Genomic DNA, 25,804 nt, shown 5'->3' on the forward strand with positions numbered 1-25,804 from the left:
CCGGAGGCAACTTCGTCCGACCACTCCTGATTGTCCAGATACCACTGCACCGTTTTCGCGAGGCCCGTTTCGAACGTTTCCGCAGGCTTCCAGCCGAGTTCGCGTTCGAGCTTGCGCGCGTCGATCGCATAACGGCGGTCGTGGCCCGGACGATCCTTCACATAGCTGATCTGATCGCGGTACGACGCGCCCGCCTTCGGACGCAACTGATCGAGCAGGTCGCACAGCGTATGCACGACCTCGAGATTCTTCTTCTCGTTCCAGCCGCCGACGTTGTACGTCTCGCCCGGCGTGCCGCGCGCGAGCACTTCGCGGATCGCGCTGCAATGGTCGCCGACATACAGCCAGTCGCGCACGTTCTGACCATCGCCATAGACCGGCAGCGGCTTGCCGCCGAGCGCGTTGGCGATCATCAGCGGAATCAGTTTCTCGGGGAACTGGTACGGACCGTAGTTGTTCGAGCAGTTCGTGGTGAGCACCGGCAGGCCATACGTATGATGGTAGGCGCGCACCAGATGGTCGGAACCCGCCTTGGTGGCCGAGTAAGGGCTATTCGGCGCGTACGGCGTGGTCTCGGAGAATTGCGGATCGGTAGCGGAAAGCGAGCCGAACACTTCGTCGGTCGACACGTGCAGGAAGCGGAACGCGGCCTTGTCGGCCTCGCCGAGCGCATTCCAGTAATGGCGGGCCGCCTCGAGCAGCGTGAAGGTGCCGACCACGTTCGTTTGCACGAAATCAGCCGGGCCATGGATCGAGCGATCCACATGGCTCTCGGCGGCAAAATGCAGCACGGCACGCGGCTTATGCTCGGCAAAGAGCGCGTCGAGCGCGGCGCGATCGCAGATATCCGCGCGCACGAAAATGTGCTTCGGATTGTTTTGTTGCGACTTGAGCGTACCCAGATTGCCGGCGTACGTCAGCTTGTCCACGTTCAGTACCGCTTCGTCCGACGCATTGAGCCAGTCGAGCACGAAATTGGCGCCGATAAAACCGGCGCCGCCCGTTACCAGAATCATGAAATTCCCTTCTAGATGTTTGGTAGCAGGTCGAATTAGGCTGACTGACCTGCTCCCACGCGTTGTGGTGTCGGAATCTTGTCGACGCCCGCCGCCGCCCCTGGCACTGCGGGCGGGCGCTCAAACGCCAATCTTATGAAGCCCCGATTATAAAGCCGCCTAAGGCAAAAACTAGAACCCTAACAACTTGAAACAGCTTGACAAGTTTGGTTTCCATCACTTAATCCGGCCGTCACTTTCACGATAAATGTCGCTGTGAACGGCCGCAGGCATGATGGAGCGCCGCGCCGATGGAACGGCTAGCGGCATGATTCAACGCGACGCACCGCCAAAACGGGAGGCAAACGCCGCACACATCTGACAAATCAGGGTGCAATGCGAAGCATTATGATTGTTTATACGCGATCGAAAGTCGCGCGTCACCATGACCCAAAAAGATGGCGGATTGCCGCGCGGGTGCGGCCGATTATGCCGCCAGCATCCAGCGCAGCGTATCCATGAACGGAATGGCCTCGACTTTCGGCACGAGCGTGCGCAGCTTGGCGGGCGACCCGGCCAGCATCTTCACATCGGTTTGTCGCACGAAGGCGGGATTGATCTGAATCTCGAGCTCATGCCCCGTCAGATCGCTCGCCGCCGAGAGAATTTCGCGCAACGTGAAAGGCGTGCCGGTGCAGACATTGACCGTTTCCGAAGCGGCCTCGGAGTCGAGCAACGCTTCATAGGCGTTCGCCACGTAGCGCACGTCGGAGAAATCGCGCGCAACGTCGATATTGCCGAGTTCGATCGACGGTTCGCGGCGCGCGAAGTGCTCGACGATCTTCGGCACGAGGAAGTTAGACGCCTGGCCGCGGCCGGTATAGTTGAACGGCCGCACGATCAGGATCGGCAGGCGGTCGAACCAGGTCCGCACCATGGTTTCCATCGCCGCCTTGCTGGCCGCGTAGTGATTGACCGGCGTGACCGGAAAGCTCTCGTCGATGGCGTCGCTCGTCACGTTGCCGTAGACGTTCGCGCTGCTCGCGATCAGCAGCTTGCGGGGCGTATGGCCGACTGCGGCGCACGCCTCCAGCAGATTCAGCGTGCCGATCACGTTGACGCGGTAAAAGTCGAGCGGATCGTTATGGCCTACGAAGCTGATCGCGGCCAGATGGACAATGTAGTCGGGGCGCGCGGTTTCGATCACGCGCCGGCAGGCATCCGGCGACGTGATGTCGAGCCTCAGGCGCGTCGGCGTTTCTGGCTCGTCGCGCCCGGCGACCGTTTCGATCACCGTGTGGCCGCGACCGAGCAGGTTATCGACCAGATAGCGGCCAGTAAAGCCGCTCGCCCCGGTGACGAGCGTACGGATAGGTTGCTCTGCATGAAAAGACGACATGCTTTCTCCGTTCATGAAAGTCATCCTGTTGTGTCGCAATATCGCGGGGTCCTGCACCAGGCCGCTTGCCAGCCGCGCCTGACGCGATATCAACCCTTCAAACGGGCTATTATGTCACGCTAATATGTTGCATTGCCCAACGCGGCACGCCTCGTGCGTAACAGCGTGTATCAAACCGCACCCATTTCCTTGATGACACCGTCCACCACGTCTTCCGCTGTTTCCGATCCGTCCCCACTCCCGCTCGCTTTCGGCGATCTGCAAGGTTGCCGCACGCCGTTCCAGCAGCTGCTGGCCAAGGCCGCGCCGCCGACCGGTACGCCGCTGTGGTTCGCGGGCGACCTGATCAACCGCGGCACCGAGTCGCTGGCCACGTTGCGCGACGTCATCGCGCTCGGCAAGCAGGCGGTGCCGGTGCTGGGCAATCACGATCTGCATCTGCTGTCGGTGTCGGCGGGGATTCGCAAGTCGAAGAAAGGCGACACGATCGACGAGATTCTCGCCGCGCCGGATTCCGCCGACCTGCTCGAATGGATCCGCCACCGTCCGATCGCGCACTTCGACAACGGCATGCTGATGGTCCATGCGGGCGTGCTGCCGCAGTGGGATGTGAATCTGACGCTCGAACTCGCCGACGAATTGCAGCGCGCCCTGCGTGCGCCGAACTGGAAAGAGACGCTCGCCGGTTTGTACGGCAACGAGCCGAACCGCTGGAAACCGGGACTGAAGGGCATCGAGCGGCTGCGTTTGACGTGCAGCGCGTTGACGCGCATCCGCTTTTGCAACGCCGAAGGCGTGATGGATTTCAGCAGCAGCGGCGGCCTGAACGCGGCGCCGCCGGGTTGCATGCCGTGGTTCGATGTCCCGTCGCGCAAGACCGCCGATGTGACGGTGGTGTTCGGTCATTGGGCCGCGCTCGGCCTGATTTTGCGTGACAACCTGATCGGTCTCGACTCAGGCTGCGTGTGGGGCGAACAACTGTCCGCCGTGCGTCTCGCGCAAAAGCCCGCGGAACGCACGCTGACGCAGGTCGATTGCGAAAACTGCCGCGCGCCGGGCGGCGGCAACTAACTCGCCGCGGTGACGCGGCCGGATGAAAGGCCCGGGGTCAGCCCAAATGTCAGGCCGAACGCCCTGACTGATCGACCTGATCGACTGGTTCTTCGATCAGCGTTGCCACGGCGGCGGATGTGGCGGCCCGCTCCGCCATCACCGCGCCGGTTGTCGCGGTGCCGCTTTGCATCGCCTGCAATGCGGCCGCAATCACACCTTCCGCTTCTGCCGCCAGCGTGCGCCGGTCCGCGCCTGGCGCGAGCGGTGCGCAGACATAGATATGCGCGGTGAGCGGTCCGCCGCTCAGCAGCAGATTCAGAGAATCGGCGAGCGACAGATCGTCGATATAGGCAGGCGCGGTGGACTGCCGGCCCTGCGCGTCCTCATACATGATGCACAGCGGCTGCACCGCCGCCGACGCCGACACGGCCGCCTGAAACATGTTCGCGTGAAACGGCAGCAGCGCGAGACCGTTGGATGTGGTGCCCTCGGGAAACACGCACATCAATTCGCCCGCGCCCAGGCGGTCGGACAGTTCATGCATGATCCGCTTCGCGTCGCTGCGCTTTTCGCGCTGAATGAACACTGTGTCCAGTTGCTGCGCGAGCCAGCCGACCACCGGCCATTGCCGGATCTCGGCCTTCGAGACAAACGGCGTGGGCCGCCACGCATTGATCACGTAGATGTCGATCCACGAGATGTGGTTGGCGACCACCAGCGCACCGCGATCGAGCCGTGCGCTGTCGTTATGCACGACGAGCCGCATGCCGCACAGGCGCAACATCTTCAGCGACCATTCGCGATTGAGCGTGTGACGCACATGGGCGCTGGCTTTGGGAAAGCGCGTCGCCACGATCCACATGCCGTGCAGCAGATGGGCGACGAGACGGGCCTTGCGTAACGCGAGCTTCATGGTCGGAGCGTTCCTGATTGGGCCAATGAGCGGGACAATGAACGTAGCAACACCGTCGCTATCAACGCTGTTCGAACGCGACGCGCCCGGACACGATGGTCGCACGCACGCGCGCCGGCAATTCGTAGCCGAGGAACGGCGTATTGTGCCCCTGGCTCTTCAACGCGCGCGGCTCGACGCGCCAGTAGGCATTTCGGTCGAACACGCAAAGATCGGCCACGCCGCCCACGGCGATACGACCGGCCGCGTCCAGATTGAGCACATCGGCCGGCGCCGTGGTGATTCGGTTCAGCGCCTTGGCGAGCGGCACCCCTGCTTCGTCGGCCCACTTTACCGTCAGCGACAGGAACAGCTCCAGCCCGGTCGCACCGGGCGTGGCCTCGGCGAACGGCAGCAGCTTTTCGTCGTCGTCGACGGGCGTGTGGTCGGAGCAGATCGCGTCGATCGTGCCGTCGACCAGACCCGCGCGAATCGCTTCGCGATCGCGCTGTTGACGCAACGGCGGGTCGAGCCGGAACTGCGCGTCGAAGTAGCCGATGTCGAGGTCGATCAGATGCACGTGATTCACGGTGACGTCGCACGACACCGGCAAGCCCTCGGCCTTCGCCGCGCGCATCAGCGCAATGCCCGCCGCCGACGAAACGTGCGACAGATGCACCCGTGCACCGGTCACGCGCACCAGTTCGAAGATGGTGTGCAGCGCGATGGTTTCCGCCGACACCGGCACGCCCGAGAGCCCCAACCGCGACGCCAGCGCGCCGCTCGCGGCCACGCCGCCCTTGCCGAGATAAGCGTCCACGGGACGCAGCCACACGGTGTAATCGTAGGTCTTCGCGTATTGCAGCGCGCGCATCAGCACCTGAGTGTCGACCACCGGCACGTCGGCCTGCGAAAAGCCGATGCAGCCCGCTTCGGTCAACTCGACCATCTCGGTGATGACCTGCCCCTTGAGGCCGACCGTCAGCGCACCGAGCGGATACACGTGCGCCTGATCCAGATTGCGCGCGCGGAACTTGAGCATCTCGACGAGGCCCGGTTCATCGAGCGTCGGATCGGTGTCCGGCGGACACACGAGGCTCGTCACACCACCGGCGAGTGCCGCGGCCATTTCGGATTCGAGCGTCGCCTTGTGTTCGTAGCCCGGCTCGCGCAAACGCGCCGAGAGATCGACCAGACCCGGCACGACACACAGGCCTTTGGCGTCGATCGTCTTCGCCGCGTTGAACTCCGCGGGCGCGTTGCCGATGGCGACGATCTTGCCCGCTTCGATAAAAATGTCCTGCTGCTGTTCGGTGCCCGCTGCCGGATCGATCAGCGTGCCGCCTTGAATATGAATCTTCATGCGCTGCCTTATGTTCAACCTAACGTTCAGCTACGTTCCGCGCAATATGCCGCGTGTTCGTACTGTGCTTTCGCGACGCGCGCGCCGTGCCATTCACGATCGACGCCGCGCTGCATCTTGCAAGATCAATCGTGGTTGCCCGCGACGATCCCCATCACCGCCATGCGCACCGCGATCCCGAAGGTCACCTGGTTCAGAATCACCGATTGCGGGCCATCGGCCACTTGCGAATCAATTTCGACGCCGCGGTTCATCGGGCCCGGGTGCATCACGATCGCGTCGGGCGCGGCGAGCGCGAGACGCTCCGGCGTCAAGCCCCAGCTCTTGAAATACTCCTGTGCCGACGGCAGCAATGCGCCGCTCATCCGCTCGTTCTGCAGACGCAGCATGATGATCACGTCGACGTCCTTCAGACCTTCGTCGAGGTTGTGAAACACGCGCACGCCCATCTGTTCGAGGCCGCCCGGCAACAGCGTGCGCGGACCGATCGCGCGCACTTCCGGCACACCGAGCGTGGTCAGCGCATGAATGTCCGAGCGGGCGACCCGCGAATGCAGAATGTCGCCGACGATCGCCACGCGCAGCTTCGTGAAGTCCTTCTTGTAGTGGCGGATCGTGTACATGTCGAGCAGCCCCTGCGTGGGGTGCGCATGACGGCCGTCGCCGGCATTGATCACGTGCACATGCGGCGCGCAATGCTGGGCAATCAGATAAGGCGCGCCGCTCGACGCATGGCGCACGACGAACATGTCGGCATGCATCGCCGAGAGGTTGTTGATCGTGTCGAGCAACGACTCGCCCTTGCTGGTCGACGACGCATTGATGTTCAGATTCAGCACGTCAGCCGACAGACGCGTCGCGGCGATCTCGAAGGTGGTGCGGGTGCGCGTCGAGTTCTCGAAGAACAGGTTGAACACCGACTTGCCGCGCAACAGCGGCACCTTCTTCACCTCGCGATCGGTCACGCTGACGAACTGGTCGGCGGTGTCGAGAATGTGATTGACGATCGCCTTCGGCAAGCCCTCGATCGACAACAGATGTTTCAGCTCGCCGTTTTTCGTGAGCTGTGGGTTGCCCTTCAGGAAGCCATAACGGAAGCGCTCGGTGGCGCTGTCGGCGGAATCCTTGGGAGCCTGGGAGGCGGTGTTCATGGTGTACCTGCTTCAAATACGGGCTTCAACGTGATCGGTGTCGATGCTGACTGCGTGTGACGATGCCAAGCCGGCTTTCGCGCGCGATGCCGCGGCGACCGGCTCGAAAAATCTCTCTTGTGTGGCGTGTGATGGCTCGATGCGATGCGCCGATTGCGACGGACTCGCTGCGCGCCTGGCGCATCGTGCCGTGTTCAATCGACGCGTGCTTCAGTGTGAAAAGTGAAACGCGGCTGACCGGGTGCGCCGCCTGCTTCAACGCTTTCCGAGCGGGCCAGCACGAGCGTGGCGTCGGCGGGAATGTTCACCACGCCGCCGACAAAGCGCGCCGCCACCGGCAATTCGCGCCCGCCGCGATCGGCGAGAACCGCCAGTTCGACCGATGCTGGGCGGCCGTAGTCGTACAGCTCGTTCAGCGCCGCGCGAATCGTGCGGCCGGTGTACAGCACGTCGTCGACCAGCACGATACGGCGGCCGTCGACCGAAAACGGCAGCGAGGTCGGGCTCGCCTGCGAGTGCAGGCCTTTCTTCGCGTAATCGTCGCGATGCAGCGCGACGTTCACCACGCCGAAGCTCGGCAGGTTCAGGTCGCGCGCCAGCCGCTCGGCAAGCCACGCGCCGCCGCTGTAGATGCCCGCCAGCACCGCGCCTTCGGCGCCGTCTTGCCCGCCGCCGAGCTGGTCGCCATACACCGCGCGAATCTGGTCGAGCAGCGCGCGATAAAGCGCTTCGGCGTCAATGGAACTCATGATCGTCGGAAAGTCCGTCTAGATATTGCTGGAGGATGATGCTGGCGGCTTCGGCGTCGAGCATGTCGGCGCGGCCGTTGCCGGCGCGGATTTCCGCCTTCGCCTCGACCGACGAATAGCGTTCGTCGATCCACGTGACCGGCAATTTGAACCGGCCGTTCAGCTGATTGCCGAAGCGCTTCGCGAGCTGCGTCATTTCGTGCGGCGTGCCGTCCGGATGCATCGGCAAGCCGACCACGAGCGCGTCCGGCTTCCATTCGGCGATCAGTTTGCCGACCGCCTCGAAGCGGTATTCGCGGCTGCGGTTCTGCACGATCACGAGCGCCCGCGCGCGACGCGTCAGCGAATTGCCGACCGCCACGCCGATGCGTTTTTCACCGTAGTCGAACGCAAGCAGCGTCGCCTCACGTCCGGCCCGCAGGTTCATGCGTGACCCGCCTCGCCCGACAGCATGGACAGGTTGATGCCGAGCAAGGCCAGCGCGGCTTCGAGACGCTCTTCGGCGGGTACGTCGAAGACGATCTTCGGGTCGGCTTCGACCGTCAGCCAGCCATTCTTCGAAATCTCTTCTTCGAGCTGGCCCGCGCCCCAGCCGGCATGGCCGAGCGTGAGCAGGAAACGCTCGGGACCCGTGCCGCTCGCCACCGCTTCGAGCACGTCTTTCGAGGTGGTCATCTCGAGACCGCCCGGCACCGACATGGACGAGGTGTACGCGTTGCCGTCTTTCGGATCGTGCAGCACGAAGCCGCGCTCTGTTTGCACCGGGCCGCCGAAATAAACGGGCACATGGAGAAGGGGTTCGATCTCGAGCTTGAGATCGATGCGACTGAAGAGCGCTTCGAGGTCGATATCGGTCGGCCGGTTGATCACGAGGCCGAGCGCACCGCGCTCACTGTGATCGCAAAGGTAGACCACCGTTCCTGAAAACGTCGGATCCGCCATGTTCGGCATGGCGATCAGGAACTGGTTGGTCAGATTGATGCGATCGGTACTCTTGGACATAGTTCGGATTTTAGCAAAGACGATGCAGGATGGCGGGCTTTGAGCGTGGAACCGCGATGTGTGCCATGGAGCGTGCCGCGAGCCATCGACGGCGATTCAAGTTGCACTCTATCACGCACGCGGGCGCTCGCCACGGTGCAGGTTCGCAGGGTTTCGCGGCACGCGTATTGCGTGCCGCCGGGATATGTCATTGCGGCCCGTTGCGTCCGGCCGGCAGAGGGTCCGGCGGGCCGAATCCGCCACGCGTACTGTTCACGCGCCGCCCTGCTCGATCGAGCGCGTCAAGGCCGCCAGCGCGGTGTTGCCGCCGGGCGGCGCGACGCCCGCTGCAACCTTGTGCAACGTGGCACGCAAGGCCTCGGCGGCCTGCTCGAGCGTGCTCGCCGCCGGCGCGCCGACAATCACATGCGCACGCACCGCGGGCGTCGACACGCCGGCATGCGCGCGACGGCGCCACGCGAGCCCCAGCGCGTCGGCCAGCAGCGCCACGTGGCCGAGGCCAAGCGCGCACGCGGCGGAACCGAGCCGGTAGGCGGCATCGCCCGCCTGCAGCGCTTCGCTGGGATCGGCTTTCTCCGGCTGGTCGGCGGCGCGGGCGTGCTCGGTCAATGCGGAAATCGAGGCGTCCGCGGTTTGCAGAAAATCTTCGTACGCGTTTGCGTTAACCGCCAGCACGCCCAGCTCACGCGTCAGTGCACTGCGCGTGGCGCTGATCGCCTGGGCCTGCACTGCGCCCGCTTCCCAAAGCATTTCGGATGCCTGGGTGCCCGCGACGTGCCAGTCGACGGTCAAACCGTAGTCGTGCAGCACTTCCACCTGGTCGGCGTCTTCCGCTGCGGCGCCGAACAACGCGTAGTCGCGCCACAGCAGCGCGAGCGTCGCGCGCACGAGGGAGCGCGGCGCAAGTTCGATGCCGCGCGCATGATCGGCGAGCGCGAGGTTGCAACGGGCGTAGAAACGCCGCGCGTCGGTTTCCCCGGTGGCCCGGCCGCTGACCCGCAGAGCCTTGGCGCAGGCCTTGGCGAGGCGCCAGAAATCGTAAGGGTCCGGGCCGGCGAGTTCACTGAAAACGGCGTCCAGTTCGTCGAGCGCCGCATTGGTCACGGCCAACGCCGCCGCACTGCCGGAATCGGCCTGCGAGCGCAGCACCGGCAGCAGCGCGCGCTCATAGCGGGCTCGCAGATGAGCCAATTGATCGGCGGACTGCGCGTGTAGCGAGACCGGTGGCACCGGCCGCGCGGTCAACGCGAGATCTTCGAACGCGACGGTGGAACCGGGCGTGTGCTCCGACAGATGCGTGCAGAGCGCCCGGTAATGATTGAAGAGCACGGGCGAGCAGGACAGCTCGCGCAGATTGTGGCGTTCGAGCGCGGCGCGGAAGTCGCGCAAGGCCGCGCCGAACACGGGCCGCGCGTTGACCGCGTCGGCCGGGTCGCCCTCCAGGAGCGGCGACAGCCGCACCAGCGCGTCAGCAAAGCGCTGCGCGCTCAGCCAACCGGCTCCGCGCAATGCGTGCGACGCACGCAGCAACGCCGAGGTGCTCTCGCTGTGCTGTTCGAATGCCAGCAGCGCCTCGGCCAGCGCCAGTTCGGCCGGACGTACGGCGCCGCCGCGCGGGTTCGGCAAGGCATCGAAGGAAACGGGTGCAGCGGATCGAAGAGTCATGGGCAGGCGACACGAAGCTGACGGGCCGTCGCCTCGCGCCGCACGCAGACTGATCGGCTAACGCGCGAACCGGCGACAGGACAATGACAGACTAACGTTGCGACACGGCACGGCCGAGGATGTTCCGCGTCGACGCGTTGGGGCAAACTTCAGAGCGCACCGGGTGCGTTCGATCCGGCGCGCCACGCCGGCTGCGAAACACCATGCCAATGCCGCGCCGCAGGCATGCGGCACGGCCCGCAGCCGGCATGCCGGCTGCTCCCGGACTTCAGATCTGGACCATCTCGAAGTCTTCCTTACGCGCGCCGCACTCCGGGCAGGTCCAGTTAATGGGGACGTCTTCCCAGCGGGTGCCCGGCGCAATGCCTTCGTCCGGCAAACCGGCTTCTTCGTCGTAAATCCAGCCGCAAATCAGGCACATCCAGCTTTGATATTCCATTCTTGTGTCGCGTCGTAGAGTCCGTGGAAACGGGAGCCATGATGGTACCGTGTTGCCGCCCCAATGCCTAGCAATCAGCAACGCGCAATCGTAGCGTGCTACGGCCTTTGGCTATGCAGTTTGCGTCGGCCGGCACGGTGGTTGCGGCGCCATGCCGCGCGCCGGCCGCGGCTGGCTTGCTGCAATGCATCGCGAGATGCGAAAAAACGCCCTCGCGACGGTTTAGGCCGCATAATTGAGTCGATTGCGCAGTCTCTGCGCCTAAATTTAGCTCCTTTCTGTCAATCTTCATGCCCAGCGACACGCCTCCGATCGTCCTCACCTTCGGCCTTTCCGATCCCACTGGCGGCTCAGGCCTGCAAGCCGACCTGATGACCCTTGCCAGCATGGGCTGTCATGGCGTCTCCGTGCTCACGGGCTACACCGTGCGCGACTCGGCGAGCTGCGACGAAGTCACCGGGCTCGACCCTGAAGTGGTCGCGACCCAGGCGCGGATGCTGCTCGAAGACATGCCGATCGCCGCGTTCAAGGTCGGCGCCTGCACCCGCGCGGAAGTAGTGAGCGCGATTGCCGAAGTCGTCGCCGATTACGACGACATTCCGCTGATTCTCGCCCCCGATTTCACACTCGACGACGAGCACGTGCTGTCCGCCGACGAACTGCGCGAAGCGATCGCGGATCTGCTCGCGCCGCAAACCACGTTGCTGGTCGCCGATTCCGCCACACTGCTCGCGCTCGCGCAACCGGACGGCGACGCCGAAGCGCCGAGCCTCGACGCCGCCATCTCGCATCTGCTGTCGCAAGGCTGCGAATACATTCTGTCGACGGAAACCGGCACGCACCGGCACGTCAATACGCTGTTCAGCGAAGACGGCCAGTTGCGTCAGGACATGTGGGACCGCGGCAGCCATCGGATCATGGGCTTGACGGATACGCTGGGCTCGGCGATCGCCGCGTTGCTGGCCAACGGCCAGGAGCCCGCTGAAGCGGTGCGCGAGGCGCAGGAATATTTGTACCAGGCCCTGCGCAACGCTTTCCGGCCGGGCATGGGCGCGTATATGCCGGACCGGTTCTTCTGGGCGCGCAGCAGCGACGACGATACGCCGCCGACAGCCGGCAAGGATGCGGCGCCGGGCGAAGCGCGGCACTGATAGCTGGCGCGAAGCGCCGATCGCTTTCCCGGCGCTTCAGCCCGCAGCAAGCGCCCATAAAAAAACCCGCATTTCTGCGGGTTTTTTCTTTTGGGAAGCACGCCTCGCGGCGCACTCCCCCATGTGCTTCCAGCTGGACCTCGTAACGAGGCCCAACTGAAATTACATGTCCATGCCCATGCCGCCCATGCCGCCGGGCATACCGCCGCCCATCGGAGCATCTTCCTTCGGCAGTTCGCAGACAGCTGCGTCGGTCGTCAGCAGGAGACCCGCCACCGAAGCTGCGTTTTGCAGCGCCGTGCGCGTCACCTTCGTCGGATCCACGACACCTGCGTCAACCAGGTCGACGTACTCGCCGGTTGCTGCGTTGTAGCCATAGTTGCCCTTGCCAGCAGCAACAGCTGCCACCACGACGCTGGCTTCTTCGCCACCGTTCGTGACGATCTGACGCAGCGGCTCTTCCATCGCGCGCAGCACGATCTTGATACCTGCGTCCTGATCGGCGTTCAAGCCCTTCAGGCCGGCGATTGCCGTACGTGCGCGGATCAGCGCGACGCCGCCGCCAGCAACGATGCCTTCTTCCACAGCTGCGCGCGTTGCGTGCAGTGCGTCTTCGACACGTGCCTTCTTTTCCTTCATTTCGACTTCGGTCGCAGCGCCGACCTTGATCACTGCAACGCCGCCTGCCAGCTTGGCAACGCGTTCTTGCAGCTTTTCACGGTCGTAGTCCGACGTTGCTTCTTCGATTTGCGTGCGGACTTGCTTCACACGTGCTTCGATGTTCGCACCTTCGCCAGCGCCGTCGATGATCGTCGTGTTTTCCTTGCCCACTTCGATGCGCTTCGCTTGACCCAGTTCAGCCAGCGTTGCCTTTTCGAGCGTCAGGCCGGTTTCTTCAGCGATGACTTGACCGCCGGTCAGGATCGCGATGTCTTCCAGCATGGCCTTACGACGATCGCCGAAGCCCGGAGCCTTGACAGCAACGGTCTTCAGGATGCCGCGGATGTTGTTCACCACCAGCGTTGCAAGTGCTTCGCCTTCGACGTCTTCTGCGATGATCAGCAGCGGACGGCCAGCCTTGGCGACTTGCTCCAGTACCGGCAGCAGATCACGGATGTTCGACACCTTCTTGTCATGCAGCAGCACGAACGGGTTGTCCAACACGGCAACTTGCTTGTCCGGGTTGTTGATGAAGTACGGCGACAGGTAGCCGCGGTCGAATTGCATACCTTCGACCACGTCCAGCTCGTCTTGCAGCGACTTGCCGTCTTCAACGGTGATGACGCCTTCCTTGCCGACCTTGTCCATGGCTTCAGCGATACGATCGCCGATCGACGAGTCGCTGTTTGCCGAAATCGCGCCGACTTGGGCGATTTCCTTGTTGGTCGTGCACGGCTTGCTGATCTTGCGCAGTTCTTCGATCGCCGCGAACACAGCCTTGTCGATACCGCGCTTCAGGTCCATCGGGTTCATGCCCGATGCGACGTACTTCATGCCTTCGCGGACGATCGACTGAGCCAGAACCGTTGCGGTCGTGGTGCCGTCACCTGCGTTGTCGCTGGTCTTGGAAGCAACTTCCTTGACCATTTGCGCGCCCATGTTCTGGAGCTTGTCTTTCAGTTCGATCTCTTTCGCGACCGACACACCGTCCTTCGTGACCGTCGGGCCGCCGAAGCTGCGTTCCAGGACAACGTTGCGACCCTTCGGGCCCAGCGTGACCTTCACAGCGTTCGCGAGGATGTTCACGCCTTCAACCATCTTGGCACGGGCGGAATCACCGAATACGACGTCTTTAGCTGCCATCTTCTAACTCCTTGAATTCTTTAAGATATGACCGGGAAAAGTAGCGACCAGCGCTTACTTTTGCACCACGGCCATGATGTCTTCTTCGCGCATCACGAGCAGTTCGTTGCCGTCGACCTTAACGGTCTGGCCTGCGTACTTGCCGAACAGGACGCGGTCACCAACCTTCACGTCGAGCGCGATTTGAGCGCCCTTGTCGTCACGCTTGCCCGGGCCGACTGCCAGAATTTCGCCTTGATCCGGCTTTTCTGCTGCGGCTTCGGGGATCACGATGCCCGACGCGGTCTTGGTTTCTTGATCCAGACGTTTGACGATCACGCGATCATGCAAAGGACGAAGGTTCATACATACTCCTCTCTTGATTGAGACTGAAGAACGCTGAGAAAACCCGGCTGGCTGAGCCAACCGGCGATGTTGTTAGCACTCTCGTGCAGCGAGTGCTAATTATATGGACGGGTGGTGACAAATTCAAGAAGGGATGCTGCTGTTGGGTGAGATTCACTCAACTTTGGACTTTGTTCACTTAAGTCTGAGCGCCCGAGCGGCGCCCGGCCGCGATCATGAAAGGAAATATCATTTTGAAACAACGGGTTATTGTTAAACCAGCTGTTCCACAATGCCGCGAGCGCAGTGCGACCGCGCGGCTTTTTCTGACCGCATCTGTCCGCGCGTCCGGGTGACTCATGCTAAATCCAGGGAAAACCCCGCCCCCGAGTGCAATCGTCAGTGACGTTCGGGCAAACGCGCGGCTATCACCGCCCTGCCCCAGAGACAAATTGTACGTTGTGTCTGTATTGGCTCGGTGTCACCCCTTGCTGACGAGCAAACAAGCGCGTGAAGTCCCAGGCGGGTCAAAGCCCAGATTGAGCGCAAGATCCTGAAGTGCCATTTCCTGCTGCGAAACACTTTGAATCGACAGATCCATCCGCAGCATGCTGCCGAATGTCGCCGGCGTCATGCGCTGCGGGCGTTCCTTGAGAATGGCTATGCGGAAAGCTCGGTGAACCGGATCGCCGCGGAAGCCGGCGTATCGATCAAGACGCTCTACCGGCACTTCGAGAGCAAGGACGAGCTGTTCAGTGCGGCGATGGAAGCGGCCTGCTCGACGACCGGCACGCAGTCCGGTTCGGCAGAGGGAGTCGCCGAGCTTGGCGAGCCTGATTGGTTTAGCGAACCGCCGCCCGTCGCGTTGCCGATCGCGGGGGCGAATATCTTCGGCACGCGCTTTCGGAAGAACAGTTGGCGCTGTATCGCGTCGTGACCCGCGATGCCGCTCGCTTCCCCGAACTCGCGCGCCGCTATCGCGAACAGGTTGCGGGTGCACGCGACGCGCTATTCGCGAGCTATCTTGACCGATGGTTACCTGTCACAGGCTGGAAAGGCAAAGACAAGTATGGTGCCGCGACAACCTTCGCGGCACTCCTTAAGGCCACGCTTTTCGACGAGGCGCTGTTTGGCGTGAAGAGCGCAAGCGAGGAAGAAATTGCATCGTGCGCGAGGATCGCGGCCGTCGAGATGATGGTTCTCATCGAAGCCGGTCAGTTCTAATTCGTTCCGCTGATTTCAAGCCGCGATAGATTCGAGGCATTGCGGAACATCGAGTGTTGACCTGCCTCGCCGGCGGCGCGATGGAACAGCGCGCCGCTGCGGTCAAACACCATTGCCGCAATGCCGTGAACAGCGCCGTTCGCGACAGCATCGTCGAGCAACGGCTTGATGGCCGAATCGTTAAAAGTCCTGATTGGCTCGTGAGTTCGTAATGGAGAATCCGTACGCGGGCAAGCGGGCCGATTTTGCGATTGACGGGATCACGCGCTCGATTGAGATCGTATCGACGCGTATCAGGACTTCGTTAGCCCCGAAGACCGCGCCGGCGACATCTTCATAACGGAAGATCTGCGGTCCTCTATTCCGAGAGCAGACGACGGCTTCCGTTTCTCTTGCTCTCGTTGACAGAGAAAATCGGATCTACTGCGCAGGCGCCGGCACAGGCACGATCGACGCAATCCGCCAACCTTCCGGGGTTCGGACAGCGACTTCATAGACGAGGAACGGAGCGCTCCTCGCCGACGCTTCCGAAGCGCCAAGGGTAATCTGCGTGGGGGCGTACAACTGGGCGACGTCTGCGGTCAGGGGAACAATCTTGATGCTCTCGACGTTCGGCTCGAACTTCCACACCCCTTTGAAGGTTTCCTTGAAATGCTCGATGAGCGCGGGCTTCCCCCAGAACTGATAGGCGCGAGCCACGAATGCGATCGGGTCGGGTTGGCCAGCTGGCGCGGATGCCAGTACGCGCTCGAACGCGACAATGTCATGCGCCGTAGCGGCCGCTGCCTGGCGGAGAAAGACGTCTTTGACCTCTTGGCTGTCTTTCTCCGTGAAACGATGCGTGGCGGCGGCGTATGCAGTCGCATTAGCGGCCGCAAGGACCACAACCGCGAAGAATGAAGCGAGTGTTTTCTGTATGCGCATGTGCATCTCCCATTCACTCGGCAGGAACGGGAATTACCGCCGAGATCTTCCAACCGGATGGCGTCCGGATCGCAAACTCGTTGATCAGAAATGTCGCCGTTCTGGCGGGTTGGCCGGCTGCTCCGAGTGTGACGCGAGTCGGTGCATAGATCTGCACCGTATCGCCGTTCAACGGAATGATGCTGATGGCGCTCTGATCCGGTTCAACGCGCCACGTACCCGTGAAAGCCTTGCGGAAGTGCTCCATGACGGCATCCCTGCCCCAGAACCGGTACGCGCGAGCCACGAACGAGACAGGGTCTGGCTGGCCTGGAACGGCATGCGCCAGCGTGCCGTCGAGCGTGTCGATGTCATGGGCCGTTTCGGCGGCGGCCTGACGCAGGAACAAGTCATGAATCTCCTGCGTATCGCGTGCGGTAACTTCGGCAGCGTGCGCGGAACTCACGGCAGTCATCAACGAAAAGGAAAGAACAAAGAGGAGGTTGCGACGCACACCCAACGATCGAATATCCACGATATATAGTCTCATATGCCCGTATATGGAATTTTTTTGCGGCGGGAGAAAGGGATACTCTCGCCGCATGTCGCGGGGATCTCAATGCAGATGTGGCGCCCTTGACCTCAGAAAGTCTCTTGATCCATGGCCAGGTCCAGTTGCACGATTCGAGCCATGAATCGCCGCATCGCCAACGCGTCCTCCGTTCCAAATTCCTTTTCGAAGCGTGCTTGCGCCTTCTGCCAGGATGGTTTGCTTTGCGCCTCTATCTTGGCGCCCAACGTAGACAACGCTAGTTCTCGCTCCCGGCGATCTTCGCGCCCGACCTGAATCGTGATCAGCCCGTCGCGCTCGAGCGGGCGAACGTTGTGTCCCATCGTTGCCCGATCCATCGACAACACGTCGGCAAGCGCGGCCATTGTCGTCGGCCCGCGGCTGGCAAGGAGACTCAAGATCGTGTACTGCGTGGCCCGCAAACCGGTTTCCGCCATGCAGGCATCATAGAAGCGGGTCAAGCGCCGCGCGGCTTTACGCAGAGCGGTGTTGTTACATACACCAGGATTGATTGCCAGCCGAGACGCAGTCATGTTGGATCAAACGTTAAGATCTTGGAGAAAATATTATGGGCATATAAGACCATTGTCAAGCGAGTTCATGCCGGCCGATTAGCACAGAAGTTCGCTTAGCCCACACCTGGCCGGCCGCGTTCGCGACGACGGCTACGTTGCCCGATCGAACTTGTGTGCAAACCGCTCCGTTGCCCATTCGATAAAGACGCGCAACCGCTGGCTCATATGCCTGTCTGGCGGATACACGAGGAAGAAGGGGTATGGATCCGGTTGCCACGCCGACAGAACAGGCAGGAGTTCGCCACGCGCGATCGCGTCCCTCGCGGCAAACGAGAAGGTTTGAATCACGCCGAGACCGGCCAGCGCAGCCGCGACATGGGCGTTGCTCTCGTTCACCCCCATGCCTTGTAAGCTGCCGATTTCGATTCGCTCGCTGCCCTTCTGAAAACGCATCGGCAACACGCGTCCCGTCCGTGCAGAAACGTAGCTCACGATCCGATGGCCGCTTTTAAGCTGGTCGGGATGCATCGGCCTGCCGTGCTGCTTCAGATAATCGGGCGTCGCGCATGTCACCCACGATGCACGGCCAAGCGGACGTGCGACTAGCGAGGGCTCGTCTACGCTGCCGCCGCGGACGACACAATCTACGTTCTCGCCAATGAGATCGATCTGCCGGTCGCTCACGCCGAGATCGACACGAATGTCGGGATATCGCGCAATAAAGTCGGGCAGTGCGGGGATCAACACGCCACTTGCGTTCGCCGAGCCGATGTCGATGCGCAACCGTCCGCGCGGACGCTGATGTGCGCTGGCGAAACCCGAGTCGATGTCCTCGAGTTCCTTCAACACGCGCGAGGTGCGCTCGTAGTACGCGGCACCCTCGGCCGTGACAGTGACGCGTCGCGTCGTTCGTTGAAGCAGTTTGACGCCGAGATGCTGTTCCAGTGAACGCACGAGTTTGCTCACCGTGGCGAGCGGCATCTCGAACGAGTCGGCGGCACGGGTGAATGCGCCCGCTTCAACAACACGGGCGAACACGCGAATGGCAAGCAGTTGGTCCATGTCGATTATCTATCCACGTAGATAAAGTTATCGGCTTTACGCACTTTTTCAATAATCTCCTGCTTTGTACAGTAGCGCTCACGTCTTTGAAAAGGAAGTTGATCGTGACTACGAACGCACTTGAACGACTGCTTGCGCCTGTTCGCCTCGGCAGGCTGGCACTGAAGAACCGTCTGGTCATGGCGCCGATGACCCGCAGCCGCGCCGGGTTCGACGGCACGCCGGGAGAGTTGGCCGCCGAGTACTATGCGCAGCGCGCGAGCGTCGGCCTGATCGTGACTGAAGGGACTCAGCCCTCGGACGATGGGCAGGGTTATCTCGCCACGCCGGGCATCTATTCCGACGCGCATGTCGCCGGATGGAAGAGGATCGTCTCTGCCGTGCATGATCGCGGTGGCCATCTCTTCATCCAGCTCATGCACGCGGGGCGCATGTCGCACCCGGAGAACACGCCGCATCATCGCCAAGGCGTCGCGCCTTCGGCCATCGCGCCCGCTACGCCGATGTTCACGGCCAAGGGGATGCAGGATATTCCGGTACCGCGTGCGCTGACGACCGAGGAGGTGCGCCAGACCGTGGCCGACTTCCGTTTCGCGGCACGCCGCGCGATCGAGGCAGGCGCCGATGGCGTCGAGATCCATGGTGCGAATGCCTACCTGGTCCATCAGTTTCTCGCGCCAAGCGCCAATGCCCGCACCGACGAATATGGCGGCTCGATCCAAAACCGCGCCCGCTTTGCCATCGAGGTGGCCACTGCTATCGCCGACGAAATCGGAGCTGACAGGACGGCCATTCGCCTGTCACCCGGCATGACGCGGTGGGGCATCGACGAAGGCGCCGAAGGGCCGGCGCTCTACCACTATCTGGTGGCTGAACTGGACAAGCTCGGTCTGGCGTACCTGCACATCACGCATCAGGGCAATGAGCCGCTGGTCGCTGACATTCGCAAGCTTTGGACGGGCGTCTTGATCCTGAACCGGCCGGGCCGCCCCCGCGACGAGCTTGGAGCCGATGTAGCCTCGGGGCTCGCCGAGCTGGAAGCCTATGGCCAGATGGTGCTGGCCAACCCGGATTTCGTCGCGCGCCTGAAGACCGGCGCACCGATGAACGCTGCGAACCCCAATGCCTTCTTCGGCGGCGACGGGCGCGGCTATATCGACTATCCGGCGCTGGCCGAAGCCGTCGAACCCTGAGGGAGTGCGCGTTACCAATCACGCCGGACGCGAGCCTGCTTCGCATCATTGGCAAGATGCGGCTCGCGCCGGCAGTCCCGGTCGACGGCGGTGCATGAGCCCGGAGTCAGTGCTAAACCGACATACCATCACACGACACACAGTCAGTCACTCGACCATGATCAAGGCAAACCACCTTGTGTACTTCGCCTGCATAGTCAAGCACAGAAGCTTCAGCGCAGCCGCGAAGGAAGTCCGCGTAAGCAAGTCGACGTTGAGTCGTGCCGTCATCGACCTGGAACAGGCGCTTCGAGCATCACTTCTCACGAGAACGAGCCGGCGCGTGGATGTCACGCCCGCGGGCGAGCGGCTATACGCCCGCTGCCGCGCCGTGTACAACGCCGTACTGGCGGCGCAAAAAGCCCTCGAAAATATCGAGGCGGAGCGCAATATCACTCCAACCGCTCACCGGGAAACCAGTGCCGTTGACCAATGAGGCGGATGACCGCTATCCGCGCCGTAACGACATTTGAGTGACTACTCACGTCGTGCTTCGCGGCTCCTGAATCATCTTCCAGCCGTTGCCGGCGGGGTCGCGGAAACCGGCGTCGACGCTGCCGAAGCGATCGACCGGCTCCTGGGTGAATTCCACGCCACTTGCCTTTAGCCGGGCGTAGCTGGCGCGGCAATCGGACACCACGAGGACGAGAGGCGGCATGGCCCCCTTTGCGACCATCGCGCGCAGGGTCTGCGCGGTGGCATCGTCGTGAATCGGCGGACCGGGTTTGAACAGTCCGAGCTGGAACGAGGGTTGGTCCGGATGCTGGACTGTGAGCCACCGGTAGGGACCGTTGACCACGTCCGTATGAACGCGGAATCCCAGTTTGTCGACGTAGAACTTGAGCGCTTCGTCCTGATCGTCGACGTACAAGCCGACCACACTAATACCTTGGTTCATGACACCTCCTTGGTTGATGGCCGGAATGTACCTTTGGCCACGCGGCGGCGCTTCTCCAAAACTGCGATGGTGAGATCGGGACGCTGCGCGGCTTTCAGAACGCAGGCGGGCACGCGGTCGAGCTGCTGCATGGCGGCCTGCGCCTCCCGGCGCATGGCACTGGGGCTTCGTCCCGTGATGTCGCGGAAGATGCGGCCAAAGGTACCCAGGCTCTCCCAACCGGTGGCGAACGCTATTTCCGTGATGCTGAGCCCAGTGTCGCGCAGCAGGGTATTGGCCTGCTCGATGCGCCGCGTCAGCAGGTAGCGATGCGGCGGGATGCCGAAGGCCCGCTTGAAGGAGCGAGCGAAATGGGCCTCGGAGACGCCACTGACCGCGGCCAGGCGTTCGACGGGCCAGGCCTCGTGCGAGGCGGCATCCATTCGGTCTTTGGCGCGTAGCAGGCGGCGCAGCAGGGCCGGATCCTGCAACGGGTCGACGACGGCCGGCGCTGGCGACGAGGCAGGCGGCTGATTGAATTCGGCCATGATCATTGGTCGGCATCCTCGGCTGCAAGGGCAGCCCATCGAAGAATGATTCCGAAACCTCTTGATACTTTCATCGGTCTGCGGCTAAAGCGAATCGGTCGGCACGATTGTCAATTGTTCGAGCAAGTCCGTGCGTTTAACGCGCGGCATCGATGAGATCGACAAACAAGTGCGACGCGTTCGGACCGCCTGTGATCGTAGCATTCCGGACCCGCACACAAAACCGTTCGTGGCTGACCAGTATCTCATCAGCCGCCTTGCTTCAGACAAACGGTTTGGGATTAGCGATATAGACGTCCGGGTAGTGACGCCTGCATGAAGCCATGCATCGCCAGCCGCGATCCGGCGCATTCGATCGCGCCTGCGGTTTCGCGATCCGGCGTGATCGACTGCCGACACGGCTCGTGTTCGATCAGTAGTGCTCTGTCGCTGCCGCGTTGCCGGTTGTGGGTGCGGGGCCCGCTGTCGTTACGCCGTGACTGTCAGCAACCGGTCGCGCGTCGGCGCCGCCCGGCTGCCCAGGGCGCAACAACAAACCGCCCAGCACACCCGCCGCCGCCGCGAAGATCGCAGCGACCAGAAACGCCACGTGATAGCCGCTGTTGAGCGCCGCCGTGACGCTTTCGGAAGCCTGCAGCGCGTCGCTGCGCGCGGCGGCGAGACTTGCGAGCACCGCGAGGCCGAGTGCGCCCCCCATCATCAACGATGTATTGACGATACCGGACGCGAGGCCCGAATCGCTCGGATCGACGTCGCTCATGGCCGCCAGCAGCACGGCATTGAATGCGATGCCCGCACCGAAGCCGAACAGGATCATGCCGGGCAACACGTCGAGCACGAAGCTGCCGGTCATCGGTGCCCGTGCGAACAGCGCGAGGCCACACGCCGCGACGAGCAGCCCAACGGCAAGCGGAAGGCGCAGACCGAAGCGCATCACCACGCGCGCCGACAGCCCCAGCGAAAAGAACGCCATGATCAGACTGGCCGGCAAAAACGCGAGCCCGACCTGCATGGGCCGGTAGCCAAGCACGCGCTGCAGATACAACGCGGAGATGAAGAACCACGCGAACATCGCCGCCGCCCAGAGTACGCCGACCACATTGGCAGTCGCGAGATTGCGCGAACGGAACAGGCCGAGCGGCATCAACGGATGCTGCACGCGCGCCTCGATAACGAGAAACACGGCAAACAGAGCCAGCGCGGCAAGCAGCAGGCCCAGCGTCTGCGCCGAGGTCCAACCCGCTTCATTGCCGTTCACGACTGCGTACACGGCGAGCATCAGCGAAGCAGTTACCGTCACCGCGCCGGCCACGTCTAGCCGTTCGCCATGCGCATGACCGCGTGCCGATGGCAAGAGCGCGACGCACAGCGCGTACACGGCAATACCGATAGGCAGATTGACGAGAAAGATCCAGTGCCAGCTCAGCAGGTTGGTCAACAGACCGCCGAGCAGTACGCCGATGCTGCCGCCTCCCGCGCAAACAAAGCCATACACGCCCATCGCTTTAGCACGCTCGCCGGGTTCAGTGAACAGGTTCATGATGAGCGACAGCGAAACAGCGGAGACGACCGCGCCGCCCAACCCCTGCACGGCACGCGCGCATACCAGCAGGAGTTGCGAATTAGCCATGCCGCATACGAGCGACGCCAGCGTGAACAGCGTAATGCCGCCGAGGAACAGCTTGCGGTGGCCGTAAAGATCGCCCAGCCGCCCGCCAAGCAGCAGGCAGCCGCCGAAGGTCAACATGTACCCATTGACCACCCACACCAGCGAGGTTTCGGTAAAGCCGAGGTCCGCGGCGATCGACGGCAGTGCAACGTTCACGATCGTCGTATCGAGCACGATCATGAGCACGCCGAGGCACAGAACGATCAGCGCTAGCCAGCGTTTATTGCCGTGGATGGAATGGGTCATGCAGAGGCTCCTTAGCCTTGGTCAAACAACTGCAAGCGGATGCCGGCCATGCCGATACCACTAGAAGGCATCGGCATGACCGGTTCCCTTCCGGTTTCGATCAACGCTTGCTGAGCATCGCAAACTGCTGGCGCAACGCGTCCGCCATGTACGACCACGAACCTGCACCGTGACCCAGGAAGCAGGTAGGCAAGTGTGGAACGGACATGGCGGTGCTACGTCATGCAGCGAGTGCGGCGGTATCTTTCTTCGCCGAGGCAATGGCCCCATTGCGTGCCTCCTCACCCATCGCCACGCCCTCCGCGCGAATGAAAGTGATATCCGTGATGCCCAGAAAACCGAAGGCCGCCTTCAGATAGGTTTCCTGGTGATCGAAGAAGGCTGCAGGCGAGCCTTCGCTATAAACGCCGCCGCGCGACGAGGCGATGATCAGCTTCTTGCCGCCGCATAGTCCGACCGGGCCGTGCTCCCCGTAGCTGAACGTCTTCCCGGCGACAGAGATGCGGTCGATCCAGGCCTTCAGTTGAGAAGGCACGCCAAGGTTGTACATCGGTGCGCCGATGACCACGATGTCGGCGGCCAGGAACTCCTCGAGCGCGAACTGGCCCGCGGCGACGTCGGACTTCAATGCCTCGTCGACCGGCGCGCCTTGCGCGGCCGCGAGGTGTGCGGCCGTCAGATGGCCGATCGGTGTGACGGCCAGGTCGAGATGAGTGACAGCAAGGTCGGCATGGCGGGCCCGGAAGGTTGCGGCAACCTCCGCCGACAGATCACGACTGACCGAGCCTTGCCCGAGGATGCTGGAATCTACGTGTAGCAGTTTCATGCGAAATCTCCGAAGTGGCAGACGATGCGTATGCCGGAAACCCGCACGATAGGCTCTGACCTTCAATCTGGATAGCCTATATTTATAGATGAAACCCATCGCTCTGGTAGATACCTACCTCACTGAGTGACGCAGGCTGAGTGTGCCTTCAATGCTGGGCGAGCCGAGCCAAAAAGGCGTCGATCTGGTGTTCTTGCGTGGCCCAGGATGTTACCAGGCGAATCACCGAATGATCGTTATCCGACTTTCTCCAAACGTAGAAAGCAAAGTGCCGCGTCAAAGCCGAAATGACAGAATCGGGCAAGATTGCAAACACTTGATTCGTAGCCGTTTCCGCCTCGAGCGAGTAACCGCCGGACACGATCCCGGAGGCGAGCTTGGCCGCCATGGCATTGGCGTGTTTTGCATTTTCGAAGAAGAGATTCTTGACGCCAAATAACTCCTGAAACTGGATACCTAATAGCCGCCCTTTGGCTAACATGCCGCCGCGCTGCTTGAGGTGGAAAGCAAAATCCTCCGTCAACGCCGGATTGCAAACAACAATGGCTTCACCCAAAAGCGCCCCTACCTTGGTTCCACCGATCCAGAAAATGTCGACGAGCGAAGCAATATCGGCCAAAGTCGCGTCGCTCTTGCTTGACGCCAACGCCGCGCCCAAGCGCGCGCCATCGAGAAATAGAATGAGGCCTCGCTGCTTTGCTAGCGCCGAGATCTGCCGCAGTTCCTCGAGGGAGTAGACGGTGCCTGTTTCGGTTGCATTCGACAGATAGATAAGTCGAGGCTTTGCCATGTGCGGAAAATGAGCATTGCTGGCAAGCGCGGCCTCGATATTGGCGGGCGTGAGCTTCCCGTCTATAGCGGGAACGACGATGAGCTTGTGGCCAGTTGCCTCAATGGCACCGGCCTCCCTGACTACGATATGTCCCGAGCTCACTGCAATGACGGCTTCGTGCGGACGCAGGCAGCTGGATATCGAAACGATGTTGGCCATGGTGCCGCTCGCGACGTAGTGGATCGCTCCGTCGAACGTGTCCCCCAGGTGAGCCCTGATCCGGGTCGTCGCCTCGGCAGAGTACGAGTCTTCCCCGTAAGGTGCCTGTTGGATGTAGTTGGAGTCAGTCAGGGCACGGAGAATGTCGGGATGTGCGCCTTCGCTGTAGTCGTCAAGAAAGCTGAAAGTAGTCATTCGGTGTTTCTGCCTTGGATGGAGGCCGCCCAGGATGGGCGCGAGGCCAAAAACCGAAGACTACCGATCCGTCAGCGAAACGCCTTGTAAAAAATTGCTGCCCCGCCGTCAGAAGCGAGCGGGAGTCACGCCGTACGCCTCGCGAAACGCCCGCGTGAAATGGCTTTGATCAAAGAAACCAACGGCGTGCGCGATTTCGGTGATTGGCATGTTCCTATTCGCGTTGATCAACGCCATCGCCTTTTCCAGCCGCATGCGCAGTAACCAGGCGTGGGGCGTCATGCCGACAGTGCGTTTAAACAGTTTCAAGAACCGGAATCGAGCGAGGCCAACAAGAAGAGACAGATCTTCCAGAACGATTTTGTCGGCAAGATGCGCCTCGACAAATTCCCGAACAAGTCGCAGTTGTTCAGACGACAGAGCACCGGCGATAGTTTGGGGGGACGGTTGCTTCAAACGGGCGAACAGCGACTCCAGCAATTCCAGAACGTAGGTCTCGTTCATGATCGGATCGTTTATCCCGTGCCGAAGGGTGGAATGCATCTTGAGCAACTGGTCTGCGAGGCGGCCATCTTGCAGCACCACTGCGGCCTGCGAGGGGAAATAGTGCTTGCCCGTGATTTCCTCGCCGAAGCCATTCAGCAGTGCAGGCGATAGTCTAAATGTCTGAAGCGTGTACGACTCGTCCGCATCGGCGACTCCGTCGTGAACCTCGCCCGGAGGCATGAGCTGAATGGTGCCACGCGTGAGCAACAGCGATTCCCCACGGAACGATTGACGTTGCACGCCGCTGGCAACGAGTGCGATATGGCTGTCAAGATGATAGTGCGGCTCAAAGCGAAACTCGGCAAACCGAGCCGTGCTGAGGATCAAACCGGGGATGTCGGCTGAGTGACTGTATTGGACTTCTTCGGGCATGACTCACCTCCGGTTCGCCGCCGACACCTTGGAGACTAGCC

Annotated in this window: 29 protein-coding genes; 6 read left to right on the forward strand and 23 right to left on the reverse strand. The window is 62.2% G+C overall.

The window, feature by feature from the left end:
* Together rfbB and ACQKRQ_RS07390 are read right to left on the reverse strand one after the other, a co-directional pair.
* Positions 1-1,016 (reverse strand): dTDP-glucose 4,6-dehydratase (gene rfbB, locus ACQKRQ_RS07385; RefSeq protein ID WP_427476124.1); only part of this gene is annotated, 1,016 nt, incomplete at its 3' end.
* 466 nt (positions 1,017-1,482) lie between these two features.
* Complete coding sequence (locus tag ACQKRQ_RS07390) at positions 1,483-2,394, reverse strand: GDP-mannose 4,6-dehydratase (protein ID WP_132375868.1); 912 nt, start codon at positions 2,392-2,394, stop codon at positions 1,483-1,485.
* Between the two features lie 192 nt (positions 2,395-2,586).
* Here ACQKRQ_RS07390 and ACQKRQ_RS07395 point away from each other — a divergent pair, with 192 nt between their 5' ends.
* Complete coding sequence (locus ACQKRQ_RS07395) at positions 2,587-3,465, forward strand: symmetrical bis(5'-nucleosyl)-tetraphosphatase (RefSeq protein WP_427476126.1); 879 nt, start codon at positions 2,587-2,589, stop codon at positions 3,463-3,465.
* A 49-nt stretch (positions 3,466-3,514) separates the two neighbouring features.
* Here ACQKRQ_RS07395 and ACQKRQ_RS07400 read toward each other — a convergent pair whose 3' ends face one another.
* The 8 genes from ACQKRQ_RS07400 to ACQKRQ_RS07435 form a co-directional block, all read right to left on the reverse strand.
* The gene (locus tag ACQKRQ_RS07400; protein WP_427476129.1) at positions 3,515-4,360 is read right to left on the reverse strand and encodes a lysophospholipid acyltransferase family protein; all 846 of its coding nucleotides are present in this window, start codon (positions 4,358-4,360) and stop codon (positions 3,515-3,517) included.
* 61 nt (positions 4,361-4,421) lie between these two features.
* Positions 4,422-5,702 carry a dihydroorotase gene (locus tag ACQKRQ_RS07405; RefSeq protein ID WP_427476132.1) on the reverse strand — a complete coding sequence of 427 codons (1,281 nt, stop codon included), beginning with the start codon at positions 5,700-5,702 and terminating at the stop codon, positions 4,422-4,424.
* A gap of 125 nt (positions 5,703-5,827) precedes the next feature.
* Entirely contained in the window at positions 5,828-6,853 is a 1,026-nt protein-coding gene (locus tag ACQKRQ_RS07410) for an aspartate carbamoyltransferase catalytic subunit (protein WP_106310148.1), read from the reverse strand.
* Positions 6,854-7,047: 194 nt separating this feature from the next.
* Positions 7,048-7,602 (reverse strand): bifunctional pyr operon transcriptional regulator/uracil phosphoribosyltransferase PyrR, encoded by a 555-nt coding sequence (gene pyrR / locus ACQKRQ_RS07415; RefSeq protein ID WP_342960117.1) that lies wholly within the window; start codon positions 7,600-7,602, stop codon positions 7,048-7,050.
* Positions 7,589-8,029 carry a Holliday junction resolvase RuvX gene (ruvX, locus tag ACQKRQ_RS07420; RefSeq protein ID WP_427476136.1) on the reverse strand — a complete coding sequence of 147 codons (441 nt, stop codon included), beginning with the start codon at positions 8,027-8,029 and terminating at the stop codon, positions 7,589-7,591. Before ruvX ends, pyrR begins: the two co-directional genes overlap by 14 nt.
* Positions 8,026-8,604: a YqgE/AlgH family protein gene (locus ACQKRQ_RS07425; protein ID WP_427476138.1), complete on the reverse strand. Its 579-nt coding sequence runs from the start codon at positions 8,602-8,604 to the stop codon at positions 8,026-8,028. The genes ruvX and ACQKRQ_RS07425 overlap by 4 nt, the downstream gene beginning before the upstream one ends.
* A 252-nt stretch (positions 8,605-8,856) precedes the next feature.
* Positions 8,857-10,269, reverse strand: coding sequence for a hypothetical protein (locus ACQKRQ_RS07430; RefSeq protein ID WP_427476140.1), 1,413 nt, complete (start codon positions 10,267-10,269; stop codon positions 8,857-8,859).
* 268 nt (positions 10,270-10,537) lie between these two features.
* The gene (locus ACQKRQ_RS07435; RefSeq protein WP_006047743.1) at positions 10,538-10,708 is read right to left on the reverse strand and encodes a rubredoxin; all 171 of its coding nucleotides are present in this window, start codon (positions 10,706-10,708) and stop codon (positions 10,538-10,540) included.
* 290 nt (positions 10,709-10,998) lie between these two features.
* Here ACQKRQ_RS07435 and ACQKRQ_RS07440 point away from each other — a divergent pair, with 290 nt between their 5' ends.
* Positions 10,999-11,859, forward strand: coding sequence for a hydroxymethylpyrimidine/phosphomethylpyrimidine kinase (locus ACQKRQ_RS07440; protein WP_132375876.1), 861 nt, complete (start codon positions 10,999-11,001; stop codon positions 11,857-11,859).
* A 162-nt stretch (positions 11,860-12,021) separates the two neighbouring features.
* On the opposite strand, the gene groL is transcribed toward ACQKRQ_RS07440, so the two are convergent.
* The 3 genes from groL to ACQKRQ_RS07455 all read right to left on the reverse strand — a co-directional run bounded on the left by groL (position 12,022) and on the right by ACQKRQ_RS07455 (position 14,620).
* The gene (groL, locus tag ACQKRQ_RS07445; RefSeq protein ID WP_132375877.1) at positions 12,022-13,662 is read right to left on the reverse strand and encodes a chaperonin GroEL; all 1,641 of its coding nucleotides are present in this window, start codon (positions 13,660-13,662) and stop codon (positions 12,022-12,024) included.
* Between the two features lie 54 nt (positions 13,663-13,716).
* Positions 13,717-14,007, reverse strand: a complete 291-nt coding sequence (gene groES / locus ACQKRQ_RS07450; RefSeq protein WP_007178996.1) for a co-chaperone GroES — start codon at positions 14,005-14,007, stop codon at positions 13,717-13,719.
* A gap of 460 nt (positions 14,008-14,467) precedes the next feature.
* The gene (locus ACQKRQ_RS07455) at positions 14,468-14,620 is read right to left on the reverse strand and encodes a hypothetical protein (protein WP_427477179.1); all 153 of its coding nucleotides are present in this window, start codon (positions 14,618-14,620) and stop codon (positions 14,468-14,470) included.
* Between ACQKRQ_RS07455 and ACQKRQ_RS07460 the strand changes: the two genes are divergently transcribed.
* Together ACQKRQ_RS07460 and ACQKRQ_RS07465 are read left to right on the forward strand one after the other, a co-directional pair.
* The gene (locus tag ACQKRQ_RS07460; RefSeq protein WP_427476146.1) at positions 14,570-14,923 is read left to right on the forward strand and encodes a TetR/AcrR family transcriptional regulator; all 354 of its coding nucleotides are present in this window, start codon (positions 14,570-14,572) and stop codon (positions 14,921-14,923) included. The two genes, ACQKRQ_RS07455 and ACQKRQ_RS07460, sit on opposite strands and share 51 nt — an antisense overlap.
* The gene (locus tag ACQKRQ_RS07465) at positions 14,902-15,210 is read left to right on the forward strand and encodes a TetR/AcrR family transcriptional regulator C-terminal domain-containing protein (protein WP_427476148.1); all 309 of its coding nucleotides are present in this window, start codon (positions 14,902-14,904) and stop codon (positions 15,208-15,210) included. The genes ACQKRQ_RS07460 and ACQKRQ_RS07465 overlap by 22 nt, the downstream gene beginning before the upstream one ends.
* Positions 15,211-15,630: 420 nt before the next feature.
* Here ACQKRQ_RS07465 and ACQKRQ_RS07470 read toward each other — a convergent pair whose 3' ends face one another.
* The 4 genes from ACQKRQ_RS07470 to ACQKRQ_RS07485 all read right to left on the reverse strand — a co-directional run bounded on the left by ACQKRQ_RS07470 (position 15,631) and on the right by ACQKRQ_RS07485 (position 18,261).
* The gene (locus tag ACQKRQ_RS07470; RefSeq protein ID WP_427476150.1) at positions 15,631-16,134 is read right to left on the reverse strand and encodes a YybH family protein; all 504 of its coding nucleotides are present in this window, start codon (positions 16,132-16,134) and stop codon (positions 15,631-15,633) included.
* Positions 16,135-16,147: 13 nt separating this feature from the next.
* Positions 16,148-16,648 (reverse strand): nuclear transport factor 2 family protein, encoded by a 501-nt coding sequence (locus ACQKRQ_RS07475; RefSeq protein WP_427476152.1) that lies wholly within the window; start codon positions 16,646-16,648, stop codon positions 16,148-16,150.
* A gap of 107 nt (positions 16,649-16,755) precedes the next feature.
* Entirely contained in the window at positions 16,756-17,145 is a 390-nt protein-coding gene (locus ACQKRQ_RS07480; protein WP_427476154.1) for a MarR family winged helix-turn-helix transcriptional regulator, read from the reverse strand.
* Between the two features lie 204 nt (positions 17,146-17,349).
* Complete coding sequence (locus ACQKRQ_RS07485; RefSeq protein ID WP_427476156.1) at positions 17,350-18,261, reverse strand: LysR family transcriptional regulator; 912 nt, start codon at positions 18,259-18,261, stop codon at positions 17,350-17,352.
* 104 nt (positions 18,262-18,365) lie between these two features.
* Between ACQKRQ_RS07485 and ACQKRQ_RS07490 the strand changes: the two genes are divergently transcribed.
* Positions 18,366-19,454: an alkene reductase gene (locus tag ACQKRQ_RS07490; protein ID WP_427476158.1), complete on the forward strand. Its 1,089-nt coding sequence runs from the start codon at positions 18,366-18,368 to the stop codon at positions 19,452-19,454.
* Positions 19,455-19,611: 157 nt separating this feature from the next.
* Positions 19,612-19,929 (forward strand): LysR family transcriptional regulator, encoded by a 318-nt coding sequence (locus tag ACQKRQ_RS07495; protein WP_427476159.1) that lies wholly within the window; start codon positions 19,612-19,614, stop codon positions 19,927-19,929.
* Positions 19,930-19,974: 45 nt separating this feature from the next.
* Here the strand turns inward: ACQKRQ_RS07495 and ACQKRQ_RS07500 are convergent, their stop codons facing one another.
* The 6 genes from ACQKRQ_RS07500 to ACQKRQ_RS07525 form a co-directional block, all read right to left on the reverse strand.
* On the reverse strand, positions 19,975-20,391 hold the full coding sequence (locus ACQKRQ_RS07500) for a VOC family protein (protein WP_132375882.1): 417 nt from the start codon (positions 20,389-20,391) through the stop codon (positions 19,975-19,977).
* Complete coding sequence (locus tag ACQKRQ_RS07505) at positions 20,388-20,918, reverse strand: helix-turn-helix domain-containing protein (RefSeq protein ID WP_427477139.1); 531 nt, start codon at positions 20,916-20,918, stop codon at positions 20,388-20,390. The genes ACQKRQ_RS07500 and ACQKRQ_RS07505 overlap by 4 nt, the downstream gene beginning before the upstream one ends.
* Positions 20,919-21,330: 412 nt before the next feature.
* Positions 21,331-22,833 (reverse strand): DHA2 family efflux MFS transporter permease subunit, encoded by a 1,503-nt coding sequence (locus ACQKRQ_RS07510; protein ID WP_427476161.1) that lies wholly within the window; start codon positions 22,831-22,833, stop codon positions 21,331-21,333.
* A 220-nt stretch (positions 22,834-23,053) separates the two neighbouring features.
* Positions 23,054-23,659 carry an FMN-dependent NADH-azoreductase gene (locus ACQKRQ_RS07515; protein WP_427476163.1) on the reverse strand — a complete coding sequence of 202 codons (606 nt, stop codon included), beginning with the start codon at positions 23,657-23,659 and terminating at the stop codon, positions 23,054-23,056.
* A gap of 148 nt (positions 23,660-23,807) precedes the next feature.
* Complete coding sequence (locus ACQKRQ_RS07520; RefSeq protein WP_427476165.1) at positions 23,808-24,845, reverse strand: threonine aldolase family protein; 1,038 nt, start codon at positions 24,843-24,845, stop codon at positions 23,808-23,810.
* Between the two features lie 108 nt (positions 24,846-24,953).
* A complete protein-coding gene (locus ACQKRQ_RS07525; RefSeq protein ID WP_132375886.1) occupies positions 24,954-25,763 on the reverse strand; it encodes a helix-turn-helix transcriptional regulator in 810 nt (269 codons plus the stop codon).
* Positions 25,764-25,804: the final 41 nt, after the last annotated feature.

Origin of the sequence: Paraburkholderia sp. NPDC080076, assembly GCF_050281145.1 — a bacterium.
Classification (GTDB): Bacteria; Pseudomonadota; Gammaproteobacteria; order Burkholderiales; family Burkholderiaceae; genus Paraburkholderia.